Annotated in this window: 13 protein-coding genes; 6 read left to right on the top strand and 7 right to left on the bottom strand. The window is 56.2% G+C overall.

Features of this window, described 5'->3' with window-relative positions; genetic code table 11:
• The first annotated feature begins 34 nt into the window (after window positions 1-34).
• Both PGS10_RS02690 and PGS10_RS02685 read left to right on the top strand, forming a co-directional pair.
• Window positions 35-613: a TerD family protein gene (locus PGS10_RS02690; protein WP_045393893.1), complete on the top strand. Its 579-nt coding sequence runs from the start codon at window positions 35-37 to the stop codon at window positions 611-613.
• Window positions 614-672: 59 nt separating this feature from the next.
• Complete coding sequence (locus PGS10_RS02685) at window positions 673-1,248, top strand: TerD family protein (RefSeq protein ID WP_047048861.1); 576 nt, start codon at window positions 673-675, stop codon at window positions 1,246-1,248.
• Between the two features lie 47 nt (window positions 1,249-1,295).
• Here the strand turns inward: PGS10_RS02685 and azoR are convergent, their stop codons facing one another.
• Window positions 1,296-1,901: an FMN-dependent NADH-azoreductase gene (gene azoR, locus PGS10_RS02680; protein ID WP_045393899.1), complete on the bottom strand. Its 606-nt coding sequence runs from the start codon at window positions 1,899-1,901 to the stop codon at window positions 1,296-1,298.
• A 202-nt stretch (window positions 1,902-2,103) separates the two neighbouring features.
• On the opposite strand from azoR, the gene hrpA reads away from it, so the two are divergent.
• On the top strand, window positions 2,104-6,006 hold the full coding sequence (gene hrpA / locus PGS10_RS02675) for an ATP-dependent RNA helicase HrpA (RefSeq protein ID WP_316422393.1): 3,903 nt from the start codon (window positions 2,104-2,106) through the stop codon (window positions 6,004-6,006).
• A gap of 60 nt (window positions 6,007-6,066) precedes the next feature.
• Here hrpA and PGS10_RS02670 read toward each other — a convergent pair whose 3' ends face one another.
• From PGS10_RS02670 to PGS10_RS02645, 6 genes are all read right to left on the bottom strand, one after another.
• Window positions 6,067-6,741 carry an O-methyltransferase gene (locus PGS10_RS02670; RefSeq protein WP_074165417.1) on the bottom strand — a complete coding sequence of 225 codons (675 nt, stop codon included), beginning with the start codon at window positions 6,739-6,741 and terminating at the stop codon, window positions 6,067-6,069.
• A complete protein-coding gene (locus tag PGS10_RS02665; protein ID WP_316422391.1) occupies window positions 6,742-8,121 on the bottom strand; it encodes an efflux transporter outer membrane subunit in 1,380 nt (459 codons plus the stop codon).
• Window positions 8,118-9,203, bottom strand: coding sequence for an HlyD family secretion protein (locus PGS10_RS02660; RefSeq protein WP_020078647.1), 1,086 nt, complete (start codon window positions 9,201-9,203; stop codon window positions 8,118-8,120). The genes PGS10_RS02665 and PGS10_RS02660 overlap by 4 nt, the downstream gene beginning before the upstream one ends.
• 27 nt (window positions 9,204-9,230) lie before the next feature.
• The gene (locus PGS10_RS02655) at window positions 9,231-10,883 is read right to left on the bottom strand and encodes an MFS transporter (RefSeq protein WP_316422389.1); all 1,653 of its coding nucleotides are present in this window, start codon (window positions 10,881-10,883) and stop codon (window positions 9,231-9,233) included.
• Window positions 10,883-11,314 carry a MarR family winged helix-turn-helix transcriptional regulator gene (locus PGS10_RS02650; protein ID WP_045382685.1) on the bottom strand — a complete coding sequence of 144 codons (432 nt, stop codon included), beginning with the start codon at window positions 11,312-11,314 and terminating at the stop codon, window positions 10,883-10,885. Before PGS10_RS02650 ends, PGS10_RS02655 begins: the two co-directional genes overlap by 1 nt.
• A 183-nt stretch (window positions 11,315-11,497) precedes the next feature.
• Window positions 11,498-12,772: a Glu/Leu/Phe/Val family dehydrogenase gene (locus tag PGS10_RS02645; RefSeq protein ID WP_015366353.1), complete on the bottom strand. Its 1,275-nt coding sequence runs from the start codon at window positions 12,770-12,772 to the stop codon at window positions 11,498-11,500.
• A gap of 531 nt (window positions 12,773-13,303) precedes the next feature.
• Here PGS10_RS02645 and PGS10_RS02640 point away from each other — a divergent pair.
• From PGS10_RS02640 to astD, 3 genes are read left to right on the top strand one after another with little or no spacing between them, the layout of a single operon-like run.
• Window positions 13,304-14,509 carry a bifunctional succinylornithine transaminase/acetylornithine transaminase gene (locus PGS10_RS02640; RefSeq protein ID WP_316422388.1) on the top strand — a complete coding sequence of 402 codons (1,206 nt, stop codon included), beginning with the start codon at window positions 13,304-13,306 and terminating at the stop codon, window positions 14,507-14,509.
• An 18-nt stretch (window positions 14,510-14,527) separates the two neighbouring features.
• A complete protein-coding gene (gene astA / locus PGS10_RS02635; RefSeq protein ID WP_161801935.1) occupies window positions 14,528-15,550 on the top strand; it encodes an arginine N-succinyltransferase in 1,023 nt (340 codons plus the stop codon).
• The gene (astD, locus tag PGS10_RS02630) at window positions 15,541-17,007 is read left to right on the top strand and encodes a succinylglutamate-semialdehyde dehydrogenase (RefSeq protein ID WP_049060835.1); all 1,467 of its coding nucleotides are present in this window, start codon (window positions 15,541-15,543) and stop codon (window positions 17,005-17,007) included. Before astA ends, astD begins: the two co-directional genes overlap by 10 nt.
• The last annotated feature ends 19 nt before the right edge of the window (window positions 17,008-17,026 follow it).

Raw genomic sequence — 17,026 nt, 5'->3', positions numbered from 1 at the left:
TCCTTATTCATGTTCACTTTAAAAAGGATTTAATATGAGCGTATCACTGTCAAAAGGCGGTAACGTTTCTCTTAGCAAAAGCGATCCGTCAATGAAAAACGTGCTGGTTGGATTAGGGTGGGATGTCCGCACTACCGACGGCCAGGATTTTGACCTCGATGCATCTGCCTTCCTGTTATCAGAGACGGGAAAGGTGCGCAGCGATAGCGATTTCATCTTCTACAACAACTTAAAATCGGCAGACGGTTCGGTCACCCACACCGGCGACAACCGCACCGGGGAAGGCGATGGCGATGATGAATCGCTAATCATCAAACTGGATATGATCCCGGCCAACGTCGCCAAAATCGTCTTCGTGGTTACCATTCACGATGCACAAATGCGTCGTCAGAGTTTTGGTCAGGTGTCAGGCGCTTTTATTCGCCTGGTCAACAACGATTCACAACTTGAAGTGGCCCGTTACGATTTGACGGAAGACGCTTCCAGCGAGACGGCAATGCTATTTGGTGAACTTTATCGCCATAACGGCGAGTGGAAATTCCGCGCCGTTGGGCAGGGATACGCTGGCGGATTATCCAGCGTCTGCGCCCAGTATGGCATTAATGCATCTTAAAAACCGAGCAGCCCGACCGTCCGTCGGGCCATACAGTAGTTTATAACAGGAGGTTTAAAATGGCTGTTTCCCTCGTTAAAGGCGGTAACGTATCACTCACTAAAGAAGCGCCGTCGATGAATATTGCGATGGTGGGATTGGGTTGGGATGCGCGAGTAACGGATGGGCAAGATTTCGATCTCGATGCATCGGTCTTTATGGTTGGCGAAGATGGCAAGGTGCTATCGGATGCGAATTTTATCTTCTTCAATAATAAGAAGAGTCCTTGCGGCGGCGTAGAACATCAGGGCGACAACCGCACCGGTGAAGGTGATGGCGATGATGAGCAGGTCAAAATCACGCTTTCCCAGGTGGCCGCTGAGGTCAAGAAGCTGGTTTTCTCCGTCACCATCTACGACGCAGAAACGCGGAAACAAAACTTTGGCATGGTGCAGAACAGCTATATGCGGGTGTATAACCACGATAATGGCCAGGAAATTGCGCGCTTTGATCTATCCGAAGATGCATCAACGGAAACGGCGATGATTTTTGGCGAGCTTTATCGTCACGGTGCGGAATGGAAATTTAAAGCGGTTGGTCAGGGATTTGCTGGCGGTCTTGCTGCGCTGGCTTCAGCACATGGCGTTAGCGTTTAATTATTGGCAAGAATAAAACCTCCCGCTGGTGCGGGAGGTTGGTTTTATCAGGCTGCAACCACGCTGTCGATTGCCGCTTTGGCATCGGACTGTGCTTTGGCCGCAACTTCTGGACCATAGGCAATGCCTTCTGCAAACACGAAGTTCACGTCGGTGATACCGATGAAGCCAAGGAAGGTAGAGAGATACGGCGTGACCAGATCGGTTGGCGTATCTTTATGGATACCGCCGCGGCTGGTCAGAACCACGGCACGTTTGCCGGTAACCAGACCTTCAGGGCCTTTCTCGGTGTAACGGAAGGTGACACCTGCACGGGCAACCAGGTCAAAATAGTTTTTCAGCTGAGTCGGGATGTTGAAGTTGTACATCGGCGCAGCGATAACAATCACATCGTTAGCTTTCAGTTCAGCAATCAGCTCATCGGAGAGCGCCAACGCTTCCTGCTGACGCGCAGTCAGCTGAGCATCGCTCGGACGCAGCGCGCCAACCAGTTCACCATCCAGTACCGGAATCGGATTTGCCGCCAGATCGCGCACGGTGACCACGTCGCCCGGGTGTTTTTCGCGCCATTGTTCAACAAAATAGTCGGACAGCTGGCCAGATTGTGAGTACCCTGCAAGAATACTGGACTTCAGAACTAATACTTTGCTCATGGGTGTTTCCTTTTTAATGTGATTGACGGGACAATGCCCTGGTGCCTGGTGACACTGTATTCACAATCATGCCGTAGAGATAGCGCAATATATCGAATCCTATGTTCAGTTTTTTTGAACAAGGCATGAGTTCAACAGATGTGGTAATCTACAGCAATATTTCATAAGAGATTTTTCCGGCAGAGCACTGCCCGATAACGCTATGACAGAACAACAAAAAAATACTTTCTCGCAGCTTTATGCACGGCTTGATGACCTGATGCTGCGCGATAAATCGCGCTACAGCCGTCGCCTGCATGGCGTAAAGAAGGTTAAAAATCCTGATGCTCAGCAGGCCATTCTGCAGGAGATGATGCAGGAGATAGAACAAGCAGCAGGGAAAGTCCTGCTGCGAGAAGCCGCGCGTCCGACGATTACCTATCCGGAAAACCTGCCGGTTAGCCAGAAAAAACAAGAGATTCTCGAAGCGGTGCGCGATCACCAGGTGGTGATCGTCGCCGGTGAGACCGGTTCAGGTAAAACCACTCAGTTACCTAAAATCTGCATGGAGCTGGGGCGCGGCCTGAAAGGCCTGATTGGCCACACCCAGCCGCGTAGACTGGCGGCGCGAACCGTCGCTAACCGCATTGCTGAAGAGCTGCAGAGCGAGCCGGGCGGTTGTATCGGATATAAAGTCCGCTTCAGCGACCACGTCAGCGAAAACACCATGGTTAAGTTGATGACCGACGGTATCCTGCTGGCGGAAATCCAGCAGGATCGCCTGCTGATGCAGTATGACACTATCATTATCGATGAAGCGCATGAGCGCAGCCTGAACATTGATTTTCTGCTGGGCTATCTCAAAGAGCTGTTGCCACGGCGCCCGGACCTGAAAATTATCATCACTTCCGCCACCATCGATCCGGAACGATTTTCGCGCCATTTTAATCATGCGCCGATTATCGAAGTCTCCGGGCGGACTTATCCGGTTGAAGTGCGTTATCGTCCCATTGTTGAAGAGGCAGACGATACCGACCGCGATCAGCTGCAGGCGATTTTTGATGCCGTCGATGAACTGGGGCGCGAAGGCCCCGGCGATATCCTGATCTTTATGAGCGGCGAGCGGGAAATCCGCGATACCGCTGATGCATTGAATAAGCTCAATTTGCGTCATACCGAAGTGCTGCCGCTATATGCGCGTTTATCTAACAGCGAGCAAAACCGGGTTTTCCAGTCGCATAGCGGGCGGCGTATTGTCCTGGCGACCAACGTTGCCGAAACGTCGCTGACGGTACCTGGAATTAAATACGTTATCGATCCGGGTACCGCGCGTATCAGTCGCTATAGCTATCGCACCAAAGTGCAGCGTCTGCCAATCGAGCCGGTATCACAGGCCTCCGCTAATCAGCGTAAAGGTCGCTGCGGGCGCGTATCGGAAGGTATCTGTATTCGTCTTTATTCGGAAGACGATTTCCTGTCGCGGCCGGAATTTACCGACCCGGAAATTCTGCGTACCAACCTGGCCTCGGTCATTCTGCAAATGACCGCTCTGGGGCTGGGCGATATCGCCGCGTTTCCGTTTGTCGAAGCGCCGGATAAGCGCAACATCCAGGATGGCGTACGCCTGTTGGAAGAGCTCGGCGCCATCACCACCGATGAGCAGGCAACGGCTTATAGGCTAACCCCACTGGGCCGTCAGCTCAGCCAGCTACCGGTGGATCCGCGTCTGGCTCGGATGGTGCTGGAAGCGCAGAAACATAGCTGCGTGCGTGAAGCGATGATCATCACTTCCGCGCTGTCGATTCAGGATCCGCGCGAGCGTCCCATGGACAAGCAGCAGGCGTCTGATGAGAAACATCGCCGTTTCCACGATAAAGAGTCTGATTTCCTTGCGTTTGTTAATTTGTGGAACTATCTCGGCGAACAACAAAAGGCGCTCTCGTCGAATCAGTTCCGCCGCCAGTGCCGGGTGGATTTCCTCAACTATTTACGCGTGCGTGAATGGCAGGATATTTACACCCAGCTGCGCCAGGTCGTGAAAGAACTCGGCCTGCCTATCAACAGCGAGCCGGCGGAGTACCGGGAGATTCATACCGCGCTGCTGACAGGTTTATTGTCGCATATCGGGATGAAAGACTCCGATAAACAGGAGTACACCGGCGCCCGTAATGCCCGGTTCTCTATCTTCCCAGGTTCCGGTCTATTCAAGAAACCGCCGAAGTGGACGATGGTTGCGGAGCTAGTGGAGACCAGCCGGCTGTGGGGGCGTATTGCCGCCCGCATTGAGCCTGAGTGGGTCGAACCGGTGGCGCAGCATTTGATCAAACGCTCATATAGCGAACCGCACTGGGAACGGTCGCAGGGCGCGGTGATGGCGACAGAAAAGGTGACCGTTTATGGCCTGCCGATCGTCGCCGCGCGTAAGGTGAACTATAGCCAGATTGACCCGGCGCTGTGCCGTGAGCTGTTTATCCGCCACGCGCTGGTAGAGGGCGACTGGCAGACGCGGCATGTTTTCTTCCGCGATAACCTGAAGCTGCGCGCTGAAATCGAAGAGCTGGAGCATAAGTCGCGTCGTCGCGACATCCTTGTGGATGACGAGACGATGTTCGAGTTTTACGACCAGCGCATTAGCCACGATGTCATCTCCGCTCGCCACTTTGATAAGTGGTGGAAGCAGGCCAGCCGCGAAACGCCAGACTTGCTCAATTTTGAAAAGAGCATGCTGATTAAAGAGGGGGCGGAGCAGGTCAGTAAACTGGACTACCCGAACTTCTGGCATCAGGGCAATCTTAAACTGCGTCTCAGCTATCAGTTTGAGCCCGGTGCGGATGCCGATGGCGTAACGGTGCATATCCCTCTGCCGCTGCTCAATCAGGTGGAGGAAGCCGGGTTTGAATGGCAGATCCCCGGCCTGCGTCGCGAGCTGGTCATTGCGTTAATCAAATCTCTACCGAAACCGGTACGACGGAATTTTGTCCCGGCGCCAAACTATGCGGAGGCTTTTTTAGGCCGCGCGACGCCGCTGGCGTTGCCGTTACTGGATTCGCTGGAGCGTGAGCTGCGTAAAATGACCGGCGTGACTATCGACCGCGAGTCCTGGCAGTGGGATCAGGTGCCCGATCACCTGAAAATCACTTTCCGGGTGGTGGATGACAAAAATAAGAAACTGCAGGAAGGGCGCTCTTTGCAGGCGTTGAAGGACGCGCTGAAAGGCAAAGTTCAGGAGACGCTATCGGCGGTGGCCGACGACGGTATTGAACAAAGTGGGCTGCATATCTGGAGTTTCGGCACGCTGGCGGAGAGTTACGAACAGAAGCGCGGTAATTATAAGGTGAAAGCCTGGCCGGCGCTGGTGGACGAGCGTGACAGCGTAGCCATCAAACTGTTTGATAATCCACAGGAACAGCAGCAGGCGATGTGGCGTGGTTTACGCCGTTTACTGTTGCTCAATATTCCGTCGCCGATTAAGTATCTGCACGAGAAACTGCCAAACAAAGCCAAGCTGGGACTCTATTTCAACCCTTATGGCAAGGTGCTGGATTTGATTGACGATTGCATCTCCTGCGGCGTTGACAAGCTTATCGATGAAGCCGGCGGCCCGGTATGGACTGAAGAGGGCTTTAGTAAACTGCACGATAAAGTGCGCGCCGAACTGAACGACACGGTGGTCGATATCGCGAAGCAGGTCGAGCAGATCCTGACGGCGGTATTTAACATCAATAAGCGTCTGAAAGGGCGGGTAGATATGACGATGGCCCTGGGGCTGTCGGATATTAAAGCGCAGATGACAGGTCTGGTTTATCGCGGCTTTGTGACCGGCAACGGTTTCCGCCGTCTCGGCGATACGTTGCGTTATCTGCAGGCAATTGAAAAGCGTCTTGAGAAGCTGGCAATCGATCCACACCGTGACCGCGCCCAGATGCTGAAAGTCGAGAGCGTGCAACAGGCGTGGCAGCAGTGGTTGAATAAGCTGCCGCCGAATCGCCGTGATGATGACGACGTACAGGAGATCCGCTGGATGATCGAAGAGCTGCGCGTCAGCTTCTTTGCTCAGCAGTTGGGTACTCCGTATCCGATCTCGGACAAACGCGTATTGCAGGCGATGGAGCAAATTACGCCGTAGTTTGGCCGGTTGTCCTCGGTGGCGCTGCGCTTACCGGGGCTACTGGTCAGGTGCCCACGTTTAAGCGTTTACCCACGCCAGAGTAAAGCCGTCCCAGCCTTTATTACCCACGGTCTGCAGCGCCGTTGCCGTCAACCGTGGCTCGGCGCCCATCATCTCAATGAACTGACGCACGCCCTGAACGCGCTCGTCGGCGCTCTGTGAGTTGACCACTTCGCCGTCGCGTACCACGTTATCGCCAATAATTAAGGTTCCTGGGCGGGAATAACGTAGCGCCCAGCGCAGATAATGGGGATTATTCGGCTTATCGGCATCGATGAAGATCAGGTCGAAAGCGGGACATTCGCCAAGCGCCTCCAGGGACTGTAGCGCCGGTCCCTCCCGCAGCGTGACCAGATGGTCAACCCCCGCCAACTGCAGATTCTCCCGCGCTACCTGGGCATGATGCGCGTCGGCCTCCAGCGTGAGTAGTTGGCCGTCGGCAGGAAGCTCGCGCGCCATCCAGATGGTGCTATAGCCGCCGAGAGTGCCGATCTCCAGTATTCGCTTAGCTTGGGTAAGCCGTACCAGCAGGGCGAGAAACTGACCCTGATTGGCGGCGACATCGTGTGCCGGCAACCCGGAACGATGGTTGTTTTCGAGTACCCGATCGAGCACAGCATCGCCGGGAATTAAGGCCTCAATCAAATAATTGTCTACTGCCGACCACTGTTGTTGCATATGACGCTTCCCCATTCAGCTCCCTGATGAGTCAGACCAGCCGCCTCCCAGCGCCCGGTACAAATCAATCTGCGCCAGCAGAAGATTATTTTTCACCTGCACCACGCTTAATTGAGTGGAGAACAACGTTCTTTGCGCATCCAACACGTCCAGATAAGAAGAGTAGCCGTTACGATAGCGGTTCTGCGCGATACGCAACGTCTCTGCGGCGACCGATTCCTGCTCCTGGAGCTCGGTTAGCTGTTCCCCGTAGCGGCTGATGGCATCCAGGCTATCGTTCACCTCTTTGAACGCGCCGCGTACCGTTTTCTCATACCCGTACAGCGCCTGATTGCGCTGGGCCATCGAGACATCAACCTGCGCATTTAGCGCCTGGCGGTTGAGTAACGGCGTCAGAATGCTGCCGCCGATGCTCCAGAGCCGCAGCGGATTATCGAGCAGTTCCGGCAGCGTCCGGTCCTGTAGGCTGCCGGTGGCGGTCAGGTTAATCGATGGCAGCAACTGCGCTTGCGACGAGGCAAGGGTGGCATCGGCGGCCACCAGCTGTCGTTGAGCCTGTACAATGTCAGGACGGCGGCTCATTAGCGATGATGGCAGCTGCGAGGGCAGCCGTAGTGGGGTAAGTTGCGCGAATTCATTGCGTTTCACCGTACCGGGATTGTCGCCCAACAGCACGCTCAGGGCGTTCTCCTGCTGGGCAATTTGATGTTGCAACGGCGGGATCTGCGCCCGCGTGGAGCGTAGCTCTGAATCCGCCTGCATGAGCTCCAGGCGCGAGGTATAGCCGGTTTCATACTGGCGTTTAGCCAGATTCCACGCATCTTCTCGCGATTTCAGCGTTTGGCGGGTGACCCGCAACTGCTCGTCTAATGACAACAAGGTGACGTAGCCGACGGCGACCGATGTCGCCACGGTCAGATTAGCCGCGGCGGCAGCGGCTTTCTGCGCTTCAAGGCTGGCCTCGGCGGCGCTGGCGGCGCTGCGGTTGGCTCCCCATATATCGACGTCATAGCTGGCGGTCAGGCCCCCTTTGTACAGCGTGCTGTGAATGGGCAGGCCGGTCGCGGCGGACTGTGCGCGAGCGCGGGTACCGGTCAGGCTGGCATCAAGCGAGGGGAATAAGCTGCTATTAGCAGCGTAGGCACGCGCCTGATACTCGTTAACCCGCTCACGGGCGATCAGGACGTCGCTGTTGTAGCGCAACGCCCGATCGACATACTGATTAAGCGCGCTGTCGTGGAAATTACGCCACCACACGCCTTCTACCGGGCTGGATGGACCCACATCGGCCCGCCAGGCGGCAGGGATCGCCAGCGTGGGCTCCGCGCGTGGTACATCGGCAGACTGACAACCGACCAGCGCCAGCGCCACGGCAAGGGTTAACGGGCGGATCATTGTTTATTCTCCGCGCGGGTATCAATCGTCACCTGCACCGACATTCCCGGGCGCAGACGATGGCTGTTTTTCTGCCCCTCATCGACCGCGATACGGACAGGAATTCGCTGGGCGATTTTGACAAAGTTGCCGGTTGCGTTATCCGGCGAGATCGCGCTGAATTCGACGCCGGTTGCTGGCGAAATACTTTGTACCTTGCCGTGGAAGGTTTCGCTATTCAGCGCATCGACCGAGAAGGTAACCGGCTGGCCGACGCGCACCTCGGCGAGCTGCGTCTCTTTCAGGTTGGCGATAACCCAGTGCTGAGGCGGTACCAGCGAGGTCAAATGCGTCCCCGCGCTGACATAGGCGCCAAGGCGTACGGAGATTTGCCCCAGTTGCCCGGTCGTCGGGGCGATAATCCGCGTATTCTGCAGGTCGATTTCGGCAAGCTCGAGCGCTGCTTTGGCGCTGGCTACATCGGCCTCCAGCGAATCGCGATTGACGATAGTGGACTGCAGATCCTGGCGCGACATCTCCAGCGTGGCTTTCGCCTGTTCGATATCGGCAGCGCCTTGAGCCGCGCTGGCCCGCGCGGAATCGCGTTCGCGAATGGATAACGACCCGTCCGCGGTAAGCTCCTGGACGCGTTTTAAATCGGCCTGGGTTTTCTGATTCTGCGCGCGGGCGTTTTGCAAGGCGGCCTCGTTTTTGGCGATCGTCGCTTCGGCGCTTTTCCGCTGCTGCTGGTTGTTTTTCAGCGCCGCCTGTTTCATCGCCAACGTCGCCTGCGCCTGGTGTACCCGCTGCTTATAGATGCGATCGTCAATCTGGAACAGTACCTGTCCCGGCTGAACGGTATCAAAATCTTTGACGTTCACCGCGGTGATATACCCGTTAACCTGTGGGCTGATAAACGTCGTCTGACCGCGCACATAAGCGTTATCGGTGAACTGACTATGCCGGGTGAAAGGGGGCAACTGCCAGGCGTAAAGAATAACCAATACACCGACGATGCCGATCGCCGCGGCGGTAAAAATAGACACCACGCGGATGTTGTTTCGGGTATTGGCCTGTTGCCTGGCCGCGTCCTGCTGACTCATAACCACTCCAGAGTAAAAATTATCTTATTATTTGTTGCCGGTTGCGCGTTTTAACGCGATACGGGCGGTGATTCGCAATCTGATTAAGCGCCAGAAAATCCACACCATCGTTGCGGCAGAGATCGCCGCCGTCAGGAGATAAGTGTCATTGTAGGCGAGAATATTGGCCTGTAGCGTCGAGGCGTTTTGCAGCAACGTGGTAGCCTGCACGTTCAATAGCGTGCTGTCGCCAATTTGGCTTTGATACATCTGGCTGTACTGCTGCAGTCGCTCGGCGATCAACGGGTTCAGCGTGGTTATCTGATCGGCCAAATGGCTGGAATGGAATTTTTCGCGCCAGGTCTGAAAGGTACCGAGGATAGCTGAGCCGAGCAGGCCGCCGATATTTTGGCTCATGCCAAACAGTACCGAGAAGCTGACCAGATTGCGCTGGTCGGCAATCACCCCGCCAATTCCCGCCAGCATGGCCGGCGCGAGGAAGAAGGCGCTGCCGAAACCAAGTAAAAACTGGCTGAACATTAACTGTTCCGGACGGGTCAGGGCAGTGGACTGACTATCAAGCAACGAGGCAATCATGATCAACGCCAGCGCGGTCGCGGTGGGCCAGTAAAGGCGCTGCGGGTTAAGCGTCAGACAACTGGCGACGATACCGCAGACGATACCGGCGAAAATCGACCACGCCAGGTTAGTCATCTGCTCGTTTTGCAAGCCGACGTACTGCAGCCAGCCGATGACCCCGGTATTCTGTTCCGCCAGAACGATACGAATCAGCAGCATAATCAGCCCCAGACGAATGATACTGCCGCTGGAAAGCCATTTGGTGTTAAGCAGCGGATTCGTTCGATTATGTTCAAAGGCGATAGCCGAAACGATCAGCACCACCGCCCCCGCCAGCGACCAGCCAAGCCACGGCGCCTCAAACCACCAGTCCAGACGGCCCAGCGACAGCACCGCGCAGACCAAAGCCATGCCGGGAGCCAGCAGGAAGAAGGTAATAAAATCCTTCTTCTCAAACACTTTTTTGCGATCGCTGGGCGGCAGTTTGAGCGCGATGACGCAGGCGAGCGACACCAGCGCCAGCCCGAGCTCAAAGAAATAGAGCCCGCGCCATTCGTCAATCTGCAGCAGTTCAGTCGAAAACAGACGCGCCAGTGGGATTGCCAGCGACGATCCGGTGATCCCAATGGTCAACGCCTTCAGACGGTGGCGAGCCGGCCAGGCCTGTACCTGATAGTAAATCCCCAGAGAACTCAGCGCCGCTGCCACCATGCCGTGCGCCGCGCGAACCATCATTGCCGAGCTGAGGTCGTTGACGAACAGGTGGAAGAAAGTGACCAGTACATACAGTACCAGGAAGCCTTCAGTAAAGGCGCGCAGGCCAAACTGCTGGCGAAATTTCACCAGCAGCAGGTTGATAGAAACGTTAGTCATCACGTAGACCGCCGGCAGCCACGCAATTTCCGTCGACCAGGCGGCAAAAGTGCCCTGCAGCAGCTGCAGGTTGGCGGTAACGACGGCATTACCCAGCGCGCCGGTCAGACACACCAACAGCCCGACGATGCCGTAAGCGACGCGTTTCGGCGTACTGTGGATTGGCGTCGACGGCGAACCGAGCATCGCCGGCTTTTCATGCGGCGCCCAGTCGTGGGGCACATAAGGATTAGCTTCGCGACGAGGCATTATTTCTTTTCCACCTCGTGCAGCAGCTTTTCCAGTACCCGATGGGTTTGCTCACGCTCTTCCGCAGTGATGGCGGTGAGGATCTCCTCGCGCAGGTCGTCGGCGACCGCTTTCACCTGATGGAAAAGCGCCATCCCTTTTGCAGTGGCGACCAGCAGACGCTTACGTTTATCGCTGTCAGGCTTAACGCGCTCCACCAGTTCAAGTTCGACCAGGCGGTTAATGAGCGGGACGATGGTGGCGCTTTCAACACCGAGCTCCTGCGCCAGTTCGCTTTGCGAGAGGGGCTGCTCGTTGCGGGCAATGGCTGAGACCGCCACCCATGACGCCTGGCTCATGCCAAGATTTTTCAACCGCCGGTTAACCGCCAGCCGCCAGTGATGCGCGGTTAAGTATAAGAGATGGGAAAAGTTAAGCTGTCGGTTATCCATGTTCCGCCTGCAAATTCATTAGAGCTCTAATGATTTTAGGCGCGGCGATTTACCGATTTCAAGTCACGAAGATAAAAATAGGTTAACGCAATGTGCGTTTTTTGTGGAAAAGGCCGGCTGACACGTGGAAAAAAAATAAAAAACCCGGGCGAGCCCGGGTTGAACATCTGGATTACCAGGACATTAGCCCGGATAGATGCCGCGATCTTTACGCGCCAGCAGGATGCGCTCACAGGCGACGATATAGGCCGCGGTACGCAGAGAACAGGCTTTCTCGGCGGCTTTATCGCAGACATGAACGATAGCATCGGTCATGATGCGGTCCATTTTGGCGTTGATCTCTTCTTCGCTCCAGAAGAAGCTCGCCATATCCTGAACCCATTCGAAGTAGCTGACGGTCACGCCGCCGGCGTTACAGATAACGTCCGGAACCACGATCACTCCGCGGTCGGCGAGCACGTCGTCGGCGTCCGGATAGGTCGGGCCGTTGGCGCCTTCGAGGATCAGCTTACAGCTGATTTTTTCCGCGCGCTCACGGGTGATTTGGCCTTCCAGCGCTGCCGGGATCAGGATATCCATCTCGGTGGTCCAGAAATCTTCTTTAGCGATTTCACGCGCGCCCGGGAAGCCGGCGATCTTCTTGTTCTCGGCCTGCCATGCGGTCAGCGCCTGCATGTCGATGCCGCCTTCGTTGAACAGGGTCGCGGTGTGATCCTGGATCACGACAATACGCGCGCCAACGTCGGCGAACAGACGAGCGGCTTCGCTGCCGACGTTACCAAAACCTTGCAGCGCGACTTTCGCGCCTTCGATTTCGATACCGTTACGACGAGCCACTTCACGACCGGTGACGAAGACGCCGCGGCCGGTAGCTTTTTCACGCCCCAGCGAACCGCCGAGATGAATCGGCTTACCGGTAACCACGCCGGTGATAGTGGTGCCGTGGTTCATAGAGTAGGTGTCCATCATCCACGCCATCACTTTACCGTTGGTGCCTACGTCCGGCGCCGGAATATCTTTCTGTGGTCCAATGATAATGCCGATTTCGCTGGTATAGCGACGGGTCAGACGTTCCAGCTCGCCTTCAGACAGTGAGAACGGGTCGACGCGGATGCCGCCTTTGGCTCCGCCGTAAGGAATATTGACCGCGGCGCACTTGATGGTCATCCAGGCAGAAAGCGCCATTACCTCGTTAAGATCGACATCCGGATGGTAGCGAACACCACCTTTACCCGGTCCACGCGATAGATTGTGCTGTACGCGATAGCCTTCGAAATGGCGGATGGTGCCATCATCCATCTGCACTGGAATATCAACGATCAGCGCGCGTTTCGGGTGGCGCAGGGTTTCCACCCAGTAGGCGAGGTCGCCCAGATACGGCGCGACGCGGTCGATCTGGCGCAGGTAAGTGGTCCATGGAGATGTACTACTTTCAGATGCGTAAGATAACTTTTCCATAAGAGTCCTGTATCTCAATGTTATTTGTGTCGTGTAAAACCGTGGAATAGGTACAGCAGTAAAATCTGTGTGATGAATGTTATCACCAATTTTATAAACCAGTATTTGACGGCTATTCCGAATTTTACATTTTTGTTAGTTTTTTGGGGTTGCATTTGAATAAATAAGCACACTCTGGCGCCTGCATGTCATGCATAAATATGCATATTTTATGCAGATAAGTGAATACTGAAATAATTTTTTCATATTTTTCATTATATTGATGATCCTCTAAAAGTGAATAAAATGATTCGTGGTTGTATTGACTTTGTTGCGCGTCAGGGCCCAGCATTAGCTCACGCAATACACAAGGTATTAACCGTGAATTAACATATACCCATACAAATAAAATAGCTTATTTCAGTTGTGGTGAAAATATTTGTCATCGCAGCGGGACGTGTGCGCCCTGAAAACGGCTAAAGGGAAATTGTTAAATTCGACTATTCACGATTGGCCAATTTATGCCGCCGATCCTCGTTCCGGAGAATTGTTATGTCAGGCAGTATCACTCGCGAAGATTTTGATGCTTATATGGTTCCGTGTTTCGCTCCCGCGCCGTTTATCCCGGTGAAAGCGGCGGGCTCCCGCGTCTGGGACCAGCAGGGTAAAGAGTACATTGACGTGGCTGGCGGCATTGCGGTTAACGCGCTGGGTCATGCGAATCCGGCGCTGGCTAACGCGCTGAAAGCGCAGCTGGATAAGCTGTGGCACATCGGCAACGGCTATACCAACGAACCGGTGCTGCAGCTGGCGAAAACGCTGGTGGAGTCGACCTTCGCCGATAAAATTTTCTTCTGTAACTCCGGCGCTGAAGCCAACGAAGCCGCGCTGAAGCTGGCGCGCAAGTATGCGCACGACAAATTCGGCGCCGACAAGAGCGAAATCATCGCCTTCAAGAACTCTTTCCATGGGCGCACTCTGTTTACCGTCACCGTGGGAGGACAGCCGAAGTATTCCAGCGACTATGCGCCATTACCGCAGGACATCACCCATCTGCCGTATAACGACATCGACGCGGTGAAAGCGGCATTCTCTTCCCGCACCTGCGCGGTCATCGTCGAACCGATTATCGGCGAAGGCGGCGTCATGCCGGCGGATCCGCAATTCCTGCAGGCGCTGCGCGACCTGTGCGATGAGCATGAAGCAACGCTGATTTTTGATGAAGTGCAGACCGGCGCCGGGCGTACGGGCCAACTGTATGCTTACCAGCATTACAACGTGGTTCCGGATATTCTCACCAGCGCGAAAGGGCTGGGCGGCGGCTTCCCAATTGGCGCGATGCTGGCGAAAGAGGCCTGGGCGCAGGTGTTCCAGCCCGGTACTCACGGCACGACTTTCGGCGGCAACCCGCTGGCGGCGACCGTCGCTAATAGCGTGCTGGCGCAAATGGATAGCGCGCTGCTGGCGGGCGTGGGCGAACGCCATACCCTTATCGTCGATAAACTCAATGCGCTGAACGCCAAATATGATGTCTTTAGCGCCGTGCGTGGGATGGGGCTGCTGATTGGCGCCGAACTGGCAAGCCATCTGCGCGGCAAAGCCAAAGCGCTGACCAATCTGGCGGCGGAAGAGGGGCTGATCGCGCTGATAGCCGGGCCGGACGTACTGCGTTTCGCCCCGGCGCTCAATATTCCCCTGGCGGATATTGATGAAGCCTTCGTGCGCCTTGAGCGCGCCGTCACCCGCTTAACCAGCTAATCCGGGAGACGGCCTATGATGTTATTTCGTCCCGTACGGGAAAACGACCTTGATGATATTGTCCGCCTGGCCTCCCGGGCGGGCGTGGGAATGACATCGCTGCCCAATGATGCCGTGCGCCTCGCCGCACGGATCAAACGTAGCGTAGAAACCTTTGCCGGCAAGCTGACGCGCGGCGAACAGGGGTTTCTGTTTGTTCTGGAAGATACCGAACTGAGCCGGGTTGTCGGCGTCAGCGCCATTGAGGTCGCGGTGGGGCTCGACGAACCGTTCTACAATTTTCGTATTCAAAAGACGGTACGGGCATCTAAAGAGCTTGGGGTATACAAGCATCAGGAATTGCTCAATTTAAGCTACGACCATACCGGCCATAGCGAACTCTGTACCCTGTTTCTGGACCCGGAGTACCAGAAGAACCGCAACGGCCTGCTGCTCTCCAAAGCGCGGTTTGTCTTTATTGCCGCGTTCCGCGAGTGGTTTTCGCCTCATCTGTTTGCCGAGCTGCGCGGGCGCAGCGACGAGCAGGGTAATTCGCCATTCTGGGATGCGTTGGGGCACCACTTTTTCGACATTCCTTTCGCCGATGCCGATCGCCTCACCGGTACAGGGATGAAAACCTTTATCGCCGAACTGATGCCGGCTTACCCGATTTACATCTCGCTGCTGCCGGATGATGCCCGCGAGGTGATAGGCCAGGTTCATGCTAACACCGCGCCGGCGCGGGCTATTCTCGAAAAAGAAGGGTTTAGCTGGCGCGGGTCCGTCGACATCTTCGATGCCGGCCCGGTACTGGAAGCTGAAACCGATAATATTCGCGCTATCAGAGAGAGCTATTCGCTGCCGGCGCTGCAACTCATGACGCCGCAGGCGACGCCAACCATCGTCGCCAACGGACAGTTTGATAATTTCCGCGCGGTGCTCATCGCGCAAGAAACGCCGGGAGCGCTCGATCAGCAGGCGCTGGACGCCCTGCAGGTCAATGCCACCGACCGGGTTCACGCGGTGACACTCAATCCAGAGGAAAACAGATCATGGCGGTAAACGCACAGTTTATAGCAGGTAAGTGGCAGCAGGGCGCAGGCGCGCCGTTAACTAAGCTGGCGCCGGAAGACCAGTCCGTTTTATGGCAGGCGCAAAGTGCGGGCGCGGCCGACGTGCAGGCCGCCTGCGCCGCCGCGCGCGAGGCGTTTTATGGCTGGTCGCATCGTCCATTAAGCGAACGCATTGCCGTGGTTCAGCGTTTCGCGGCGCTGCTGGAAGAGAATAAAGAGGCACTGGCGACGTTAATTTCCCGTGAAACCAGCAAGCCGCTGTGGGAAACCCGCACTGAAGTACAGGCGATGATCGGCAAAGCCGGGATTTCCATTGATGCCTACGCCGAACGCACCGGTTATCGCGAGTCCGCTATGCCGGACGGCAAAGCGCTGCTGCGCCATAAGCCGCACGGCGTGATGGCGGTGTTTGGCCCTTACAACTTCCCGGGGCATCTGCCGAACGGCCATATTATCCCGGCGCTGATCGCCGGTAACACCGTGGTATTTAAACCGAGCGAATTGACGCCGGCGACCGCGGAACTCACCGTTCAGCTATGGCAGCAGGCTGGGATCCCGGATGGGGTGCTAAACCTGGTGCAGGGGGCGAAAGATACCGGCCAGGCGCTGCTGGAAAATCGCGATATCGACGGCGTGCTGTTTACCGGTAGCGCCGCCGCTGGCTTCCACTTCCACCGTTACCTCGGCGGTCAGCCGGAGAAAATGTTGGCGCTTGAAATGGGCGGCAATAACTCGCTGATCGTGGCCGACGTTACCGATAGCGTTGCGGCGCTGAACGTGATTATTCAATCGGCCTTTATCTCCGCCGGGCAGCGCTGCACCTGCGCGCGTCGTTTACTGGTACCGCGCGGCGAACAGGGCGATGCGCTAGTCGAACAACTGATTGATGCCAGTCGGCAGATCCGCGCCGGTAAATGGGACGCCGAACCGCAGCCGTTTATGGGCGGGGTGATTTCGCAAAGCGCGGCGCAGGGCATGCTGGCGGCGCAGGCGAAGCTGGAAGCGCTGGGCGGCAAAGTGCTGCTGCGCATGAGCCAGCCGGACCCTCACTCTACCGTGTTAACGCCGGGGATTATCGACGTTACCGGGATTACGGTACCGGATGAAGAGTACTTCGGCCCGCTGCTTACCGTGATTCGATACGACCGGTTCGATGAGGCGATCGCGATTGCCAATAACACCCGCTACGGTCTGGCGGTCGGGCTTATTTCCGCCGACCCGGCGCTGTTCGACAAGCTGGCCGACGAAGCGCGCGCCGGGATCGTTAACTGGAACAAACCGCTCACCGGGGCCTCCAGCAAAGCGCCATTCGGCGGTGTCGGCGCCTCCGGCAACCATCGCGCCTCGGCGTGGTATGCCGCCGATTATTGCGCCTGGCCGATGGCTTCTCTGGTCAGCGAAACGCTGACGCTTCCGGCGACGACGTCGCCAGGTCTGCCATTCTGATAACCGTTTTTGTGAGGAC

Source organism: Klebsiella sp. 141153, from assembly GCF_032601995.1.
Lineage (GTDB): Bacteria > Pseudomonadota > Gammaproteobacteria > Enterobacterales > Enterobacteriaceae > Klebsiella > Klebsiella aerogenes.
The sequence above is the reverse complement of the archived record's forward strand: the minus strand, read 5'-3'. Positions and strand labels throughout refer to the sequence as shown.